Raw genomic sequence first — 17483 nt, forward strand, 5'->3', positions numbered from 1 at the left:
CCGGCAAACTTGTCGACAAGGAACGGGCGCAGATCCAGGTGGATCGGTGACGATGTGGGCCGATAGTTGGCCGGTGAAGATTGGGGTTGCTTGTGTACCGGGTATTCGAGGCGCTTGACGAACTGGTCGCGATTGTCGAAGAGGCACGAGGCGTTCCGATGACTGCCGGGTGCGTCGTCCCACGCGGCGACGTGCTCGAACTGCTCGACGACGTCCGTGACGCTATTCCGAGTGAGCTGGACGACGCCCAGGACGTCCTCGACCATCGTGACAAGTTGGTCTCGGACGCGCGTTCCACGGCGGACAAAACCGTCAGCAGTGCCAACGCGGAAGCAACGTCGACGGTCGAGAATGCCCGCGACGACGCCGATCGCATCCTGTCCGACGCCAAGGCTCAGGCGGACCGCATGGTCGCCGAGGCCAGCGCTCACGCCGATCAGTTGGTCGCCGATGCCGAGGCTGAAGCCGAGCGCACGGTCACCGACGGTCGACGCGAGTACGACGCCGTCACTGCTCGCGCGCGCGACGAGTCCGATCGCATGATCGAAGCAGGCAAGGCGTCGTACGACCGCTCGGTTTCCGACGGAGCCGAGGAGCAGGCACGTCTGGTTTCCCAGACCGAGGTCGTCCAGACCGCGCGCGCCGAGTCGGCTCGGGTGATCGACGCCGCGCACGCGGAATCCGATCGGATGCGCTCGGAGTGTGATCTGTACGTCGACACCAAACTTGCCGAGTTCGAGGAGTTCCTCAACGGGACTGTTCGATCCGTCGGACGCGGTCGTCAGCAATTGCGGACGGGTTCGGGTGTGCCCGACTACCTCGACGACGATCGCCGCCAGGAGCGTCGCCGATAGGGTCCTTCACCGGATTGGGCCTGCTGTGCACTGTCGGGTATTGTGGGGTGGTTGCCCATCCAGTTTCAACAGTTAGGTGAGTTCTCTTTGTCAACGCATCGTCGTCATTCATCGCATCAGTCAACTGATGCGGGATTCTTGCTGGACACCGTCAAGTTAGGTCGGCGTCCAGGGTCGATGCGCACTGTCGAGAGAACGATCCAGTCGCCGAATCGCATCGGTCTCGATCTCATCGCGATCGAAGCAGGTTCGGACATAGATCTCGATCTTCGTATGGAAGCGGTATCCGAGGGCGTTCTCGTCACCGGTACCGTGCACGCACCCACTACGGGTGAGTGCTCGCGGTGTCTCGAGCCGTTCACGAGCGTTGTGGACGTCTATCTCACGGAGTTGTTCGCTTACCCGGACAGCGTCACCGAGGAGACAACCGAAGAGGGCGAGGTCTACCAGGTCGAAGACGAAGAAATCGATCTGGAACCGGTCATCGTCGATGCAGTCGGACTGGCGCTTCCGCTCCAGCCTTTGTGCAGTGACGATTGCCTGGGATTGTGCTCAGAATGTGGCATTCGCCTGGCGATTGCGGAATCTGGGCATGGGCATGACATACTTGATCCTCGCTGGGCTGGTCTCGCGGCCAAATTTGGCGTGGAATCAAACACCAGTGAAAATCTTGTGATCACCGAAGCCGAGGAGAAGTAGAAGTGGCTGTCCCCAAGCGCAAAATGTCGCGATCCAACACGCGGTCGCGTCGTAGCCAGTGGAAGACCACTGTGCCCACCCTCGTTACCTGCCCCAACCGTGGCTGTGGCGAGCAGACCTTGCCCCACATCGCGTGCCCGTCCTGCGGTACGTACAAGGGCCGCCAGGTAACCGCTGCTGTCTAGTTCTCCACGGAGAAAGACTATGACGAGCGACAATACAGTTTCAGCCGTTGGCGGCGAGGGCAATCACGACACGCTCCTCGCCGCTATCGGCGTCGATATAGAGCCTGGCCTCTTGACGCTGGCTCTCACCCACCGCTCGTATGCATACGAGAACGGTGGACTGCCGACAAACGAGCGCCTCGAGTTCCTCGGGGATTCCGTTCTCGGTCTCACTGTTACCGAAAATCTTTACCTGTCACACCCGGCCAAGTCCGAAGGTGACCTCGCCAAGATTCGTGCGAGCGTAGTCAACATGCACGCTCTGGCCGAGGTTGCGCGGACTTTGGGTGAAGGTGGACTCGGAGCGCATCTGCTTCTGGGCAAGGGCGAGGAAATGACGGGTGGCCGTGACAAGCCGTCCATCCTCGCCGACGGTATGGAATCCATTCTTGGCGCCATCCACTTGCAGCACGGAATCGATACCGCGCGCCGTGTGGTCCTCGACCTGTTCGACGACCTTCTGACCCGTGCTCCGCTTCTGGGTGCCGGTTTGGACTGGAAGACGAGTCTGCAGGAGTTGACCGCAGAACACAGTGCCGGTGTTCCCGTGTACGAGATCACGGCTACCGGCCCCGATCACGACAAGGAATTCACCGCCACTGTGCTTATCAGCGGCAATCCCTTGGGTGTCGGTGTCGGTCGGTCCAAGAAGGAAGCCGAGCAGAAGGCAGCAAGTACGGCATGGAAAGCGATGTCGGAGAAGGCTTCCGAGGGCGCTGCTGTAGCCGATGCTCCTGTCGATCTTGCCGGCTGAGTTCTTCTCTTGCCTGAACTTCCCGAAGTCGAAGTCGTTCGCCGCGGCCTACAGTCTCACGCTGTAGGTGCGGCGATCGAGGCTGTCGAAGTTCTCCATCCCCGCGCTATTCGCCGCCACGTTCTCGGGTCGGACGACCTGATCGGGCAGTTGACCGGACAGACCATCGCCTCGGCCGAGCGCCGCGGCAAATACCTGTGGCTGGTTCTGGAACCTGCCGGTGTCGGTGTAGTGGTTCACCTCGGGATGAGCGGTCAGATGCTCGTTCAGCCGCCCACTGTGGACTGGGAAAAGCACCTTCGTATCCGACTGGCTCTCGATTCCGGAGCCGATCTTCGGTTTGTCGATCAGCGCACCTTCGGTGGCTGGTCGATTTCGCCGTTGGTCGAGGTGGACGGGACGCTGTTGCCGGAGTCGGTCGCACACATCGCACGTGACCCGATGGACGAGGCATTCGATCTCGAATCGGTGGTGAGCGTTCTGCGCGGCAAGCACACCGAAATCAAACGTGCACTGCTCGATCAAACCGTGGTCTCCGGTATCGGCAACATTTATGCCGACGAATCATTGTGGCGGGCAAAGGTTCACGGCAACAGAATCGCCGAAACCCTGACAAAGCCCAAGCTGCGTGAGCTCGTGACGGCGGCCCGCAGTGTCATGGGTGAGGCGCTCGAGCAGGGCGGCACGTCCTTCGACGCGTTGTACGTCAACGTGAACGGCGAATCCGGCTACTTCGATCGCTCACTCTCGGCGTACGGGCAGGAAAATTTGCCGTGCCCGCGGTGTGGTGCGCCCATTCGGCGTGAGAAGTTCATGAATCGATCGTCGTTCAGTTGCCCGCGCTGCCAACCGGCACCCAGATCGCGGCGAAACGTAGCGTAGGTCGTCGCACTCGCCACTGCAGAAGGGTGGCAAGATTGCGGCATGGCTGAACAGATCGCTGACAACGCACCGGCACACACCGAACTCTGGGTCGAACGTACCGGCACCCGCCTCTACACCGGCAAGAGTTCGCGGGGCGCCGAAGTCCTCATCGGATCGGAATCGGTACCGGGTGTTTTCACACCGGGGGAACTTCTCAAGATCGCTTTGGCAGCCTGCTCGGGAATGAGTTCGGACTTCCCGATTTCGCGCCGTCTCGGTGACAACTACGACGCGACCATTCGAGTGTCGGGAACCGCGGATCGTGAGAACGAGGTGTACCCGCAACTGGACGAGGTTCTCGAACTCGACCTCAGTGAACTCGACGCCGACGCCCAACAGCGGTTGATCACGCTGATCGAACGATCCGTCGACAAGGTCTGCACTGTGGGGCGCACCCTCAAAGCCGGCACCAAGGTCACGTTGACCATCGACACGGACGCCTGATGCTGCGCGCCGGCAGTGTTGTCGCTGCGCTGGTACTGGGTTGTGCTGTAGCAGTGTCCACTCCGGCGGCAGCGGAGTCCACTGGGGCCGGCGACGGTTGTGGTGAGTGGAGGTCGACGCTCGTGACCTCCGGTGCGGGAATGCTCGAAAACCTGGAATTCGACAGGGCCGGGTCGATGGTGTTGTCGCAGTCGGCTCCCGTCGGCCCGGGAGCGCTGCTCACCGTGGCGCCGGACGGAAGCCGAAAGACTCTGGTGAGCAACGTGAACGGGCCGGGTGGGCTGGTTGCCCAAGACGGCGCCGTGTACTTCACCACCGGAAACACTGCAGTCTCAGGACTGTTCGGGCTCGCGGACGGAACTTTGGGCAGAGTCGACGTCGGGGACGGGTCGGTGACGACGATTGCCGACGGGTTGGTGATGCCCAACGGCCTTGTGCCGCTGGACGGCAATCGGTTCCTGACGACGCGTACATTGACACAACCCGGACTGACCGTGATCGGCAGTGACGGTTCGGCGACGGTGGTGCGCGAGGATCTCGGAACCGTCGACGGGTTGGCTCGATCGGGGCAGAATATTTTTGTGACAACAACATTCGACCTCACCACCGCAATTCACATTCTGAACGCCGACGATCTGGGTGGAACTGTGCGGACTATTGCGTTGCCAGGGTTCGGTCCCGCGAACATGGCCGACGATTTGACTGTCGGACCGGACGGAGCGCTGTACGTGGCGTTCAACGCCGGTGGCAAGGTTGTGCGTGTTGATCCGGAGTGGGGCACCTCGTGTGAGATTGCTTCCGGTTTGCCGTTGACCTCGGCGGTGAAGTTCGGCGCCGGACCGGGGTGGGATCCGAATGCGCTGTACACCACCAGTTTCCTGGGTGACGTGCACAAGCTCGATCGGGTCGGCGGTGTGTCATGAGTGAGCCGGTGCGGTTGACAGCGTGGGTACACGGCTTTGTCCAAGGCGTCGGGTTCCGGTGGTGGACCCGGGCGCGCGCGTTGGAATTGGGATTGGTGGGGTACGCGTCGAATCAGCGCGACGGCCGAGTACTCGTTGTCGCGGAGGGTGATCGGGAGTCGCTCGAAAGGTTGCTGGAGTCGTTGCGCTCGGGCACCACGCCGGGAACTGTCGACCTGGTTGTCGACAGTTGGGACGCCGCGCGGGGAGAGATGTCCGGGTTCGTCGAACGCTGACCGCGATGACGGTAAAGTTCTCCGCATGCATCTCAAGAGTCTGACGCTCAAAGGCTTCAAGTCTTTTGCGTCGGCAACGACTCTACGATTCGAACCCGGCATCACCTGCGTGGTCGGCCCTAACGGTTCCGGAAAATCGAATGTCGTCGACGCGCTGTCCTGGGTCATGGGAGAGCAGGGCGCCAAGGCGTTACGCGGCGGAAAGATGGAAGACGTCATCTTTGCCGGAACCTCCGGCCGCGCACCGCTCGGCCGCGCCGAAGTGACCTTGACCATCGACAATTCCGATGGCGCTCTTCCGATCGACTACACCGAGGTGTCGATCACGCGGCGTATGTTCCGCGACGGCGCAGGGGAGTACGAGATCAACGGCTCGTCGTGCCGGTTGATGGACGTCCAGGAACTACTCAGCGACTCCGGAATCGGCCGTGAAATGCACGTCATCGTCGGCCAGGGCAGGCTCGCCGCGATCCTGGAATCGCGGCCGGAGGATCGCCGCGCATTCATCGAGGAAGCGGCCGGCGTCCTGAAGCATCGGCGCCGCAAGGAAAAAGCCGTACGCAAGCTCGATTCCATGCAGGCCAACCTGGCTCGGCTGAGCGATCTCACCGCGGAATTGCGACGCCAACTCAAACCACTCGGACGTCAGGCCGAGGTTGCCAGGCGCGCCCAGACTGTGCAGGCAGATCTGCGTGATGCCAAGATGCGTTTGGCTGCAGATGATCTCGTGACCCGGCGCAATGCCCTGCAGGATCAAGCGCAGGATGAGAAGGCTGCGCGCGAGCAACACAATCAGGTGGCCGCCGCCCTCGACGAGGCCAACCTCGAACTCGGGCGCCAGGAGCAAGCACTGGCCCGCCTGACGCCCGGCGCAGAAGCCGCGGCGCAGACGTGGTTCCAGTTGTCGGCGCTGGCGGAACGAGTCAACGCCACGGTGCGTATCGCACGTGAGCGTGCGCGTCACCTCGACTCCGAACCGGTGGGCGTGCGTGGCCAGGATCCCGACGAGATGGAGGCGCGGGCCGAGCGAATGGCGGCTGAGGAAGCCGAGTTGATCGAAGGCGTCGAGATTGCTCGTGCTGCGGCCGAGGCGGCGCGCGAACAATTGGCAGCCACGGAAGACGCTGCGGCAGAAGCGGAACGGGCACACATGGCCGAGGTACGCGCTGTGGCCGATCGACGCGAGGGGCTCGCTCGACTGTCCGGGCAGGTAGACACCCTACGAACGCGCGTCGAATCAGCGGACGCCGAAGTTGCGCGGCTCACCGAATCGATCGACGAGTCCCGACGCCGCGGGAATGACGCGGAAGCCGAGTTCGAGACGGTGCAGGAAAGTATCGGTGACCTCGATGCCGGCGAGGTCGGTCTCGACACCAATCACGAGCGCGCCGTCGAAGCGCTCACGATCGTCGATGCGCGGGTTGCCGAGTTGCGCGCCGAAGAGAAGTCGAGCGGACAGCGCATCGCGTCGCTGAGCGCTCGTATCGAAGCGCTCTCGATCGGGTTGGCCCGCAAGGACGGCGCGGGGTGGCTTCTGGAGCGCCACGACGGCGTCACCGGCGCGCTGGCCGACATGATTCGGGTGACGCCGGGCTACGAGAGTGCAATTGCCGCTGCGATGGGGCCGGCCGCGGATGCTGTTGTCGCGCAGTCGAGTGACGCCGCACGATCTGCGGTATCGGCATTGGCCGAACACGACGGTGGGCAGGCGGCGTTGATTGTCCACGGGCCGAACGACGTGTCCGCTCCGGTCGACCTCGGTCCTGGCATTCGCCGGGCCGTCGACGTCATCGAGTGCGCGGACGAACTGCGAGCGGGACTCGACGCTCTCCTGGGCGACGTGGTCTTGGTCGACACCCTTGACGAGGCGATACGAGTTGTGGCTGAACACAGCATGATTCGGGCCGTCGACCGCTCCGGGAACCTACACGGCCGGGGGTGGTTCGTCGGCGGTTCCGATCGACGCCCGAGCACGCTGGAAACCCAAGCGTCCATCGACGCATCCGCAGCCGAGTTGGTGCAGACACAATTGCGGGCCGAAGAGTTGGATGCAGCTTTGGCCGGCGCCCTGTCTGAACAGGCAATCCGGCAGGAAACCGCAGAACAGACTCTTGCCGCACTCAACGAATCCGATGCGGCGATCTCCGCGATCTACGAACAGTTGGGCCGACTCGGTCAGGCGGTGCGCGTCGCGCACGAAGAATCGGAGCGACTGACGTTGCACCGCAGTCGCGCCGAAGCCCGTCGAGTCGAATCTCTCACTGCGCTGACCGAACTGGAGGAACGCCTGCGCCACGCGGAGGACAACGGCGGGCTCGAAGCCGGGGAACCGGAATCAACCGCCACCGACCGGGAAATGGCGGCGGCAGCGCTCGCGGAAGTACGCATCGTCGAAATGGATGCGCGACTGACCGTACGCACTGCCGAGGAACGCGCCGAATCCGTTCGCGGAAAAGCTGATTCGCTGCGCCGCGCGGCAGCCGCCGAACGCGAGGCGAGAGTGCGGGCAGAACACGCGTTGCGGGCACGGGCACACGCGGCCGCCGTGGCTGCGGCAGTCGCAGAATCCGGTCTGCGAGTGGTGAGCGAACTCGAGACCGTCTTGGCGGCAGCGGTTGCTCATCGCGACGACCTGGCGCGCGCCCGTACCGAATGCGTCGCCAAGCTCGACCAGGTTCGAGAGATCGTCAAGGCGCTGAACGGGCAGCTCGCATCGCTGACCGATGCCGTTCACCGCGACGAAGTTGCCAAGGCACAGGCAGCAATGCGCATCGAGCAATTGGAAGAGTCCATTCTCGAGCAGTACGGAATCGGACTCGACGATCTGATCGCGGAGTACGGCCCCGACGTCGAATTGCCGCCGACGGCTCTCGAGTTGGCGGAGTACGAAGAAGCCAAGGCGCGCGGCGAGCAGGTCACCGCTCCGGCGCCCGCTCCGTACGACCGCGCCACGCAGGAGCGTCGGGCCAAGCGGGCCGAGAAAGACCTCGCAACTCTGGGCAAGGTCAATCCGCTGGCGCTCGAAGAATTTGCCGCACTCGAAGAGCGGTACACATTTCTCTCCACTCAACTCGAAGACGTCAAAACAGCGCGCAAGGATCTCCTCGCGGTGGTCGCCGACGTCGACGCCCGGATCTTGCAGGTGTTCACCGAGGCCTACACCGATGTCGCCCGTGAGTTCGTAGGGGTCTTCGAGACACTGTTCCCCGGCGGCGAAGGCCGACTTGTCCTGACCGACCCGTCGGACATGCTCACCACCGGCATCGAGGTCGAAGCGCGACCACCGGGAAAGAAGGTCAAACGGCTCTCCTTGCTCTCGGGTGGAGAGAAATCCTTGACAGCGGTGGCCATGCTCGTCGCGATCTTCCGGGCCCGGCCGTCACCGTTCTACGTCATGGACGAAGTCGAAGCCGCTCTCGACGACACCAACCTGCGCCGCCTCATCGGGCTCTTCGAACAGCTGCGGGAAAAATCGCAGTTGATCGTGATCACGCACCAGAAACCCACCATGGAAATCGCGGATGCTCTCTACGGAGTGAGCATGCGCGGCGACGGCATCACGACTGTCATTTCCCAGCGATTGCGAGGGCAAGACCTCGCCGTTCGGTAAGCCTTGGTCACTTTCTGTTGCCGAGCCTGAAACAATGAGCCGGTGACTACCCAGGCTTGGATCATCATCGCGGCTGTCGCGGCCGTAGTACTTATTGCTCTTGTGGCGGGTTTCCTGCGCTACCGCAGCCGCCAGGTGTCGTTGAAGGCGCCCGAGACGAAGCCGGAGCTCGGTGCACCGGAGAAGGACAAGTCGGGCGGCTACAAAGCCGGCGGCGGGTTCAACTTCAGTGAGGGATCGACGGCAACGGCGCCACCGCCGGCACCGGCCCCGCCGGCAAAGCCGCCAGTTCCGGAGAAGCCAGTTCCGGAGAAGCAGGTTGAGCCGGAACCGGCGCCGCCCGTTGTTGTAGAGCCGGTTGTCGAAGCTCCTGTTGTTGAGGAACCAGTTGTTGAAGAGCCGGTCGTTGAGGCGCCCGTCGTCGAAGAGCCGGTGGTTGAAAAGCCGGTTGTCGAGGCGCCCGTCGTCGAGGAACCGGTCGTTGAAGAGCCGGTCGTTGAAGCGCCGGTTGTCGAAGAGCCAGTCGTCGAGGCCCCGGTGGTCGAGGCCCCTGTCGTCGAGACGGCGCCTGTTGCTCCGGTCGAGCCCGCCCCGCGGGTTCTCGACGAGATCGAACCGACCGAAGGCCGACTTGATCGCCTGCGCGGTCGACTGTCTCGTTCACAGTCGGCAGTCGGCAAGAGCTTGCTCGGTCTGCTCGGTGGTGGCGACCTGGACGAGGATTCGTGGGAAGAGGTCGAGGACACCCTGTTGATCGCGGACCTCGGTTCTGCGACGACGGAAAAGATTGTCGCCACGTTGCGGGCGCAAATGGCAGCCCGCAGTGTTCGGACCGAGGCCGAGGCTCGCGCTTTGCTGCGTGAGGTACTCGTCGCGGAGCTTCGTCCGGAACTGGATCGCTCGATCCGGGCGCTTCCGCACGACAACCATCCGGCGGTTCTGCTTGTCGTCGGTGTGAACGGAACCGGCAAGACCACCACGACGGGCAAGCTGGCCCGCGTATTGGTCGCTGACGGGCGACGGGTACTTCTTGGTGCCGCTGACACGTTCCGTGCTGCTGCGGCCGATCAGCTGCAGACGTGGGCCGAGCGCGTCGGCGCTGAGGTTGTTCGCGGAAAGGAAGGCGGCGATCCCGCTGCTATTTCCTTCGACGCCGTCACTCGTGGCATCGAGGAGGGCGTCGACGTCGTTCTGATCGACACCGCCGGCCGCTTGCACACCAAGACCGGTTTGATGGACGAGCTCGGCAAGGTCAAGCGTGTGATCGAGAAGAAGGCGTCGGTCGACGACGTTCTTCTGGTTCTCGACGCCACAGTGGGGCAGAACGGTCTCGCTCAGGCCCGCGTGTTTGCCGAAGTTGTCGATATCACCGGTGTTGTTCTGACCAAGTTGGACGGTACGGCGAAGGGCGGAATCGTCTTCCAGGTTCAGCATGAACTCGGGGTTCCGGTGAAGCTTGTCGGCCTCGGTGAGGGCGCTGACGACCTGGCTCCGTTCGAACCGGGAGCGTTTGTCGACGCACTGTTGGGCTAGCGCCCCCGTGCGCCTTTTCGGTAGTGCCCACTACCGAAAAGGCGCACAGGGATTCGAAGAATCCCAGTATGAAACTTACTTGCAACAAAGTTGGGTAATTGGTTCACGTCCGCGAAACGTAAGCGCGCCACGGACGAAACACCAGCCCAGCAGTCTTCTACTCAACGACGTGCCACCCGGCACGTGCGACTAGGAGGTAGTAAGTGAGTACCGACGATTTGTTGGCGAACTCCGGTAACGCCGCATGGATGCTGATGGCCGCATCACTGGTTCTGCTGATGACACCGGGTGTCGCGTTCTTCTACGGCGGCATGTCTCGGTCCAAGTCCGTGCTCAACATGATGATGATGTCCTTCGGTTCGATGGCCGTCATCGGTGTCATCTACGTGCTGTGGGGATGGTCCATGTCCTACGGCACCGAGAACATCGGTGGCATCTTCGCGAATCCCTTCGAGTTCTTCGGACTCAAGGACAGCATCACCGACGCGGACGGTAACTTCATCGCCGGTGCGTGGGGCTACCCCAATGTCATCGACATCGCCTTCCAGGTGACGTTCGCCATCATCACGACCGCACTTATCAGCGGTGCGTTGGCCGAGCGCGTGAAGTTCGGTACGTGGATGCTGTTCTCGGGCATCTGGGTCACGGTTGTCTACTTCCCGCTCGCTCACATGGTGTGGGGTGGCGGATTGCTCTCGGGTTCCGAGGACGGCATCGCCGCAAAGATCTTCGGCACCACCGATGACGGTGACGGCGGCCTCGTTGCCGCAGTCCCGCCGATCGACTTCGCCGGTGGCACAGTCGTTCACATCAACGCCGGTATGGCCGCTCTGGTTCTCGCTCTGATCGTCGGCAAGCGCGCCGGCTTCGGCAAGACCGCGTTCCGTCCGCACAACCTGCCGCTCGTCATGCTCGGTGCGGCTCTGCTCTGGTTCGGTTGGTTCGGCTTCAACGCCGGTTCCGCTTTTGCTGCCGACGGTTTTGCCGGTCTCGCCTGGGTCAACACCACCACCGCTACCGCCGCTGCAATCCTCGCTTGGTTGCTCACGGAGCGTATCCGTGACGGACATGCCACCAGCCTCGGTGCTGCTTCCGGTGCCGTTGCCGGTCTTGTTGCCATCACCCCGGCAGCTGGCGCACTGAACCCGGTCGGTTCGATCTTCCTCGGCGCAATTGCCGGTATTCTCTCCGCTCTGGCCGTCGGCCTGAAGTTCCGCTTCGGCTTCGACGATTCGCTCGACGTTGTCGGTGTTCACCTCGTCTCCGGCCTGTGGGGCACGATCGGTATCGGATTCTTCGGTACGTCGACCGGTCTCTTCTACGGCGGTGACTACAAGCAGTTGGTGGTTCAGATCGTGATTGCAGTTGTCGCTCTTGTCTTCACCGGTGTTCTCACCGCGATCATCGGCTACGCACTCAAGCCCCTCGGATGGCGCATCTCGGCCGAGGACGAGGCTCGTGGAATCGACGAGACCCAACACGCAGAGACCGCATACGACCTCGCGTGATCAGCACGTGATTAAAGTGAAATCGCAGCACTTCAGAGTTGGGAAAGGGATGAGCACATGAAGCTGATCACAGCAATCGTCAAGCCGTTCACGCTCGAGGACGTCAAAACCGCGCTCGAGCAGGCCGGGGTGCTGGGTATGACTGTCAGTGAAGTTCAGGGTTACGGTCGTCAGAAGGGCCACACCGAGGTGTACCGAGGCGCGGAGTACTCCGTGGACTTCGTACCGAAGGTTCGGGTGGAGGTCGTGATCGACGACGCGGCTGTCGACAAGGTGGTCGAGGTGATCGTAGAGGCTGCGCGCACCGGCAAGATCGGTGACGGCAAGGTCTGGGTCTCGCCGGTCGAGTCGGTCATCCGGGTTCGTACCGGAGAACGTGGTGGCGATGCACTCTGACCCGAATGGGTCCGGGAACTTCGGCCCTGGTTCCGTCGCTAAGGCGACGGGGCCAGGGCCGGTCTCGTCAGGGGGATCCGATGAAGCCGCGGACCTGGCCCGCGCACGCAAGGCACTACTCGACGGTGGACCCAAGAATCGTCGGCTCGACGCACCTTCGCTGCGACACGCACTGGTTGATCTCCACGAGTTCTGGCTGACCACCAAGGGCGCCGAATTGGGAATCAAGCCCGACTGCGGATTTGCGATTGTTGCTGTCGGCGGGCTGGGCCGACGCGAATTGCTGCCCTATTCCGATCTCGATCTGATTCTGCTGCACGACGACATGGATCCCGCCGTGGTGGCTCAGGTGGCGGAACGCCTCTGGTACCCGTTGTGGGACGCGCACATCAAGCTCGACCACAGCGTGCGGACGCTGCCGCAGGCCTTGCAGGTTGCGGCAACCGATATCACCGCGTCGCTTGGCATGCTGGAAGCTCGCCACATTGCCGGCGACATGGAACTCACCAATTTGCTGATCAGCGGTGTGCGACGCCAATGGCGGATGGACATTCGCTCGCGGTTCGACGATTTGATCGCGCAGACCCAGTCGCGGTGGGCGAGCAGCGGCGAGATCGCCCACCGAGCCGAGCCGGATCTCAAGAGCGGGCGCGGGGGACTGCGTGACGTGCAGTTGCTCAATGCCCTGTCCATCGCTCAGTTGACGGACGGCATGCCGGGGCTCGGTCCCAATTCGCCTGGCGGCGGTCTGGCACTGGCGCACCGGCGACTGCTCGACGTACGCACGGAGTTGCATCGCGTGGCCGGTCGGCCGCGGGATCAGCTGCGGGCGCAGGACGCCGACGAGATCGGCGCCGCCCTGCGGATCGGTGATCGATTCGATCTGGCTCGCCTGCTCAGCGAATCGGCACGCATTATCAGCTATTCGGTGGACGTCGGAATCCGTACTGCCGGAAACTCTTTGCCCAAGCGTGGGTTGTCGCGGCTCCGGCGGCCTCCGGTGCGTCATCCTCTGGACGAGGGTGTCGTAGAGCATGCCGGAGAAGTCGTGCTGGCGCGCGATGCTCGGCCCAAGAAGGACTCAGGGTTGATCATGCGCGTTGCGGCGGCTGCCGCAACCGGTGGGATGCCGATCTCGGCGTCGACGCTCAATCGCTTGGCGGACAACGCTCCTGAACTACGCGAGCCGTGGCCCAAGAACGCGGTCAACGATCTTCTGGTGTTGTTGGGGTCGGGTTCTCGGGCGGTGCCGGTCATCGAGGCTTTGGATCGCACCGGATTGTGGGGGCGACTGTTGCCGGAGTGGGGCACGATCCGGGATCTGCCTCCGCGTGACGCCGTCCATACCTGGACGGTCGATCGGCACCTCGTCGAAACCGCCGCATACGCAAGCGGATTCACGACGCGGGTCGCGCGTCCGGATCTGCTGATGCTCGGAGCCTTGATTCACGACATCGGAAAGGGGCGCGGCGGCGATCACAGTGTGGTCGGCGCGGAACTGGCCACGGCAATCGGAAACAGGTTGGGGCTCTGGCCTTCCGACGTCGCAATGCTGTCCGCGATGGTCCGATATCACCTGTTGTTGCCGGAAACGGCGACGCGACGCGATCTGGACGATCCGGCGACGGTGCAGGGGGTCGTCGATTCACTGGGCGGTGACGGAACGCTGCTCGACCTTCTTCATGCACTCGCCGAAGCGGATTCTTTGGCAACGGGTCCGGGTGTGTGGGGTGATTGGAAATCGTCGTTGATCGGCGAACTGGTGCGTCGATGCCGCTTGCTGATGGCGGGGGAGGATCTGCCCGCTCCGGATCCGCTCGATCCCGAGCAGTTGTCCATCGCCGAGGACGGCGGTGTTCACGTGTCGTTGTCTCCGGCCGAGAACGCGCATACGTATGTCGTCACGGTCATTGCTCCGGATGCACCCGGCCTGTTGTCACGGGCCGCGGGGATTCTTGCGTTGTCGTCGCTTCGCGTGCATTCGGCTTCGCTGGGCGCCCACGCGGGATCTGCGGTCAACTCGTTTGTCGTGACTCCGCGTTTCGGGGCGCCGCCGCAAGCCGCGCTGCTGCGACAGGAGTTGATCCGTGCATCCGAGGGCGAGCTGAACCTGCTAGAGCTACTCGATGCCAAGGAAGAGGAAACTCGGGCGCAGCAGTGGGAAGATCCGATTGCGCTGAGCAAGAGTTCGGCGATCCCGGTCCTGTACGCACAGGCACCGCCGCGGGTGATCTGGTTCGATTCGCCTGGTGAGGGTCAGGCGATCCTCGAAGTACGTACCGAGGATCGCGTCGGATTGCTGTGTCGTCTGGCCGCAGCTCTCGAACGCAGCGGCGCCGACATCAGATGGGCAAAAGTCGCGACCCTGGGCTCGTCTGTCATCGACTCGTTCTGCCTCGACTTCGGTGGGGCCGATTCGCGGGCCAGTCGTGAGCGCGTCGAGGCCGCCGTTCTGAGTGTTGTGCCGCTGCCGCAGCCGGAGAAAAAGCCGCAGTAGCGACACGCCTGAAAGCGGTTACGTCCGCATCGGCTGGGATCGATGCGGACGTAGCGGCTAGGCTGGTGCCCGAGAATATCCACGGCAAACTCGCACGACCTTCAGGAGCGCACTCGGTGTTCGAATCCCTTTCCGACAGATTGACCGGATCTCTCAAGGATCTGCGTGGTAAGGGTCGTCTGTCCGGCGCCGATATCGACGCGACCGCCCGTGAGATCCGCCTCGCACTTCTCGAGGCCGACGTTGCGCTGCCCGTCGTGCGCAGCTTCATCGCCAAGATCAAGGAACGAGCCAAGGGCGCCGAGGTGTCCGGTGCTCTCAACCCGGCGCAGCAGGTCGTCAAGATCGTCAACGAGGAACTGGTTCAGATTCTCGGCGGCGAAACTCGTCGGCTGCAGTTCGCCAAGAACCCCCCGACAGTCATCATGCTGGCCGGTCTGCAGGGTTCCGGTAAGACCACCCTCGCCGGCAAGCTGGCCAAGTGGCTCAAGGATCAGGGCCACACTCCACTTCTGGTTGCGTGTGACCTGCAGCGTCCCGGCGCCGTCACACAGCTGCAGATCGTCGGCGAACGCGCCGGTGCCGCCGTCTTCGCGCCGCACCCGGGTACGTCCATCGGCGGCGGCGAGAACGCTCTCGGCGTCTCCGCTGCCGACCCCGTCGAGGTAGCCCGAGCCGGCGTCGAAGAGGCGCGCAACAAGCAGTACGACGTGGTCATCGTCGACACCGCCGGCCGACTCGGCATCGACGCAGATCTGATGGAGCAGGCTGCCGGTATTCGTGACGCCGTCAACCCGGACGAGACAATTTTTGTTCTCGACTCGATGATCGGTCAGGACGCGGTCAGCACGGCCGAGGCGTTCCGTGAGGGTGTCGGCTTCACCGGTGTTGTCCTCACCAAGCTCGACGGCGACGCCCGTGGTGGCGCCGCGCTCAGCGTTCGTGAGATCACGGGCCAGCCGATTCTGTTCGCGTCGACGGGCGAGAAGCTCGAAGACTTCGACGTCTTCCACCCGGACCGTATGGCCAGCCGCATCCTCGGCATGGGCGATGTCCTGAGCCTGATCGAGCAGGCCGAGCAGGTCTTCGACGCCGAGCAGGCTGAAGCAACCGCCGCCAAGATCGGCTCCGGCCAGCTGACGCTCGAGGATTTCCTCGATCAGATGATGGCTGTCCGCAAGATGGGCCCGATCGGCAACCTTCTCGGCATGCTGCCAGGCGCAGGCGGAATGAAGGACGCGCTGGCCAACGTCGACGAGAAGCAACTCGACCGCATCCAGGCGATCATCCGCGGTATGACGCCCGCCGAGCGTGAAGACCCCAAGATCATCAACGCGTCCCGCCGTCTGCGCATCGCAAACGGTTCGGGTGTCAAGGTCTCCGACGTCAACCAGTTGGTGGACCGGTTCTTCGAGGCCCGAAAGATGATGGCCGCCATGGCCGGTCGCATGGGCATGCCCGGCGCCCGCAAGCAGGTGCGCAGCAAGAAGGGCAAGAAGGGCAAGAAGGGCGGCAAGGGTCCGACGCAGCCCAAGATGCGCGGAGGATTCCCCGGCATGGGCGGATTCCCGGGTATGCCCGGTGGCATGCCTGCCGGAATGCCCGACCTGTCGAACATGCCCAAGGGACTCGACCAGTTGCCACCCGGACTCGAAGGCATCGACCTGTCGCAGCTCAAGCTGCCCAAGAAGTAAGCCCGTGAGCGCCCTCCATCTGCGCGGCATCGGTCTGCCCGATGCTGCGCCCATCGAACTGTGGATTGTCGACGGCAGGATCACCTTCGAACCGGTCGCAGGCGCCGAGACGATTGTCGATGCTGGGTGGATCACTCCCGGTCTTGTCGACGCGCATTGCCATGTCGGTATTCGCTTCGGCGGGGGCGGCGGCGAGACCGTCGACGGTTTGATCGCTCAGGCACAGACCGAGCGCGACGCCGGTGTACTGCTGTTGCGTGACGCGGGATCACCCGTCGATACCCGATTCGTCGATGAGCGGGCCGATCTTCCCCGGATCATCCGTGCGGGTCAGCACATCGCTGCGCCCAAGCGCTACATCCCGGGGTTGCCGGTCGATCTCGACGACGAATCGCAGTTGCCTGCCGAGGTCGTGCGCCAAGCCAGGGCCGGTGACGGGTGGGTCAAGCTCGTCGGCGACTGGATCGACCGCTCTGTCGGCGACCTCGCGCCCCTGTGGAGCGACAAGATCCTGGTTGAAGCTATTGCGGCGGCTCACGCTGAAGGCGCCAAGGTCACGGCCCACGTTTTTGCCGAGGACGCACTTCCCGGCCTGATCAACGCCGGTATCGACTGCATCGAGCACGGCACCGGATTGACCGACGAGACCATCGAGATGATGGTTGCTCACGGCACCGCGCTGGTGCCGACACTGATCAACATCGCGACATTCCCCGGAATCGCCGACTCCGCGACGCGGTACCCGATCTACGCGGCCCACATGCGCGATCTCCACTCGCGGCGCCATCGGACGATCGGTGCGGCGCACGACGCCGGTATCCCGATCTACGCCGGCACTGATGCCGGAGGATCGATCCTGCACGGCCGGATCGCCGACGAGGTGGCTGAACTCCAGATCGCCGGGATGTCGTCACACGACGCGCTCGGTGCAGCCTGCTGGGACGCCCGGACGTGGCTGGGTGGATCCGGATTGGTCGAGGGTGCGCCCGCTGACCTGGTGGTATTCGACGAAGATCCGCGGGGAAACACCGCTGTGCTGGCGAAGCCCGCCCACGTGGTGCTCCGCGGCAATGTAATCGCCCGATAACGCTTGCCTGGATTTCATCCACAAGTCGGCATCTGGCACAATGGACGACTGTTCGTCGCAA

Annotated in this window: 15 protein-coding genes; all 15 read left to right on the forward strand. The window is 63.3% G+C overall.

What is annotated here, in order from left to right; translation table 11 throughout:
* Nucleotides 1-92: 92 nt before the first annotated feature.
* Nucleotides 93-854, forward strand: coding sequence for a DivIVA domain-containing protein (locus KYT97_RS00090; protein ID WP_033236565.1), 762 nt, complete (start codon nt 93-95; stop codon nt 852-854).
* Between the two features lie 138 nt (nt 855-992).
* A complete protein-coding gene (locus KYT97_RS00095) occupies nt 993-1553 on the forward strand; it encodes a YceD family protein (protein WP_033236564.1) in 561 nt (186 codons plus the stop codon).
* A gap of 2 nt (nt 1554-1555) precedes the next feature.
* The gene (gene rpmF, locus KYT97_RS00100) at nt 1556-1738 is read left to right on the forward strand and encodes a 50S ribosomal protein L32 (protein ID WP_007729318.1); all 183 of its coding nucleotides are present in this window, start codon (nt 1556-1558) and stop codon (nt 1736-1738) included.
* Between the two features lie 19 nt (nt 1739-1757).
* Nucleotides 1758-2531, forward strand: coding sequence for a ribonuclease III (gene rnc / locus KYT97_RS00105; RefSeq protein ID WP_033236563.1), 774 nt, complete (start codon nt 1758-1760; stop codon nt 2529-2531).
* Between the two features lie 9 nt (nt 2532-2540).
* On the forward strand, nt 2541-3413 hold the full coding sequence (gene mutM / locus KYT97_RS00110; protein WP_033236562.1) for a bifunctional DNA-formamidopyrimidine glycosylase/DNA-(apurinic or apyrimidinic site) lyase: 873 nt from the start codon (nt 2541-2543) through the stop codon (nt 3411-3413).
* 42 nt (nt 3414-3455) lie between these two features.
* Entirely contained in the window at nt 3456-3899 is a 444-nt protein-coding gene (locus tag KYT97_RS00115; RefSeq protein ID WP_033236561.1) for an OsmC family protein, read from the forward strand.
* The gene (locus KYT97_RS00120) at nt 3899-4822 is read left to right on the forward strand and encodes an SMP-30/gluconolactonase/LRE family protein (protein ID WP_219111540.1); all 924 of its coding nucleotides are present in this window, start codon (nt 3899-3901) and stop codon (nt 4820-4822) included. The genes KYT97_RS00115 and KYT97_RS00120 overlap by 1 nt, the downstream gene beginning before the upstream one ends.
* Nucleotides 4819-5097, forward strand: coding sequence for an acylphosphatase (locus tag KYT97_RS00125; protein WP_095885959.1), 279 nt, complete (start codon nt 4819-4821; stop codon nt 5095-5097). The genes KYT97_RS00120 and KYT97_RS00125 overlap by 4 nt, the downstream gene beginning before the upstream one ends.
* Before the next feature lie 25 nt (nt 5098-5122).
* The gene (smc, locus tag KYT97_RS00130) at nt 5123-8707 is read left to right on the forward strand and encodes a chromosome segregation protein SMC (RefSeq protein ID WP_116103112.1); all 3585 of its coding nucleotides are present in this window, start codon (nt 5123-5125) and stop codon (nt 8705-8707) included.
* Nucleotides 8708-8749: 42 nt separating this feature from the next.
* A complete protein-coding gene (ftsY, locus tag KYT97_RS00135; RefSeq protein WP_219111541.1) occupies nt 8750-10240 on the forward strand; it encodes a signal recognition particle-docking protein FtsY in 1491 nt (496 codons plus the stop codon).
* 248 nt (nt 10241-10488) lie between these two features.
* Complete coding sequence (locus tag KYT97_RS00140) at nt 10489-11748, forward strand: ammonium transporter (RefSeq protein ID WP_045067926.1); 1260 nt, start codon at nt 10489-10491, stop codon at nt 11746-11748.
* 57 nt (nt 11749-11805) lie between these two features.
* Nucleotides 11806-12144, forward strand: a complete 339-nt coding sequence (locus KYT97_RS00145; protein ID WP_033236555.1) for a P-II family nitrogen regulator — start codon at nt 11806-11808, stop codon at nt 12142-12144.
* On the forward strand, nt 12134-14641 hold the full coding sequence (locus KYT97_RS00150; RefSeq protein ID WP_092808602.1) for a [protein-PII] uridylyltransferase: 2508 nt from the start codon (nt 12134-12136) through the stop codon (nt 14639-14641). Before KYT97_RS00145 ends, KYT97_RS00150 begins: the two co-directional genes overlap by 11 nt.
* A gap of 116 nt (nt 14642-14757) precedes the next feature.
* On the forward strand, nt 14758-16335 hold the full coding sequence (gene ffh, locus KYT97_RS00155; protein ID WP_033236554.1) for a signal recognition particle protein: 1578 nt from the start codon (nt 14758-14760) through the stop codon (nt 16333-16335).
* A gap of 4 nt (nt 16336-16339) precedes the next feature.
* Nucleotides 16340-17422: an amidohydrolase family protein gene (locus tag KYT97_RS00160; protein ID WP_172937858.1), complete on the forward strand. Its 1083-nt coding sequence runs from the start codon at nt 16340-16342 to the stop codon at nt 17420-17422.
* Nucleotides 17423-17483: the final 61 nt, after the last annotated feature.

Origin of the sequence: Rhodococcus globerulus, from assembly GCF_019334125.1 — a bacterium.
GTDB classification, from domain to species: domain Bacteria; phylum Actinomycetota; class Actinomycetes; order Mycobacteriales; family Mycobacteriaceae; genus Rhodococcus_F; species Rhodococcus_F globerula.

Excerpts from the sequence above, each read along its gene's own strand:
- KYT97_RS00140 (WP_045067926.1), top strand. The coding sequence starts at position 10,489 with ATGCTGATGGCCGCATCACTGGTTCTGCTGATGACACCGGGTGTCGCG.
- KYT97_RS00120 (WP_219111540.1), top strand. The coding sequence starts at position 3,899 with ATGCTGCGCGCCGGCAGTGTTGTCGCTGCGCTGGTACTGGGTTGTGCT.
- smc (WP_116103112.1), top strand. The coding sequence starts at position 5,123 with ATGCATCTCAAGAGTCTGACGCTCAAAGGCTTCAAGTCTTTTGCGTCG.
- KYT97_RS00145 (WP_033236555.1), top strand. The coding sequence starts at position 11,806 with ATGAAGCTGATCACAGCAATCGTCAAGCCGTTCACGCTCGAGGACGTC.
- KYT97_RS00115 (WP_033236561.1), top strand. The coding sequence starts at position 3,456 with ATGGCTGAACAGATCGCTGACAACGCACCGGCACACACCGAACTCTGG.
- rnc (WP_033236563.1), top strand. The coding sequence starts at position 1,758 with ATGACGAGCGACAATACAGTTTCAGCCGTTGGCGGCGAGGGCAATCAC.
- KYT97_RS00150 (WP_092808602.1), top strand. The coding sequence starts at position 12,134 with ATGCACTCTGACCCGAATGGGTCCGGGAACTTCGGCCCTGGTTCCGTC.
- KYT97_RS00125 (WP_095885959.1), top strand. The coding sequence starts at position 4,819 with ATGAGTGAGCCGGTGCGGTTGACAGCGTGGGTACACGGCTTTGTCCAA.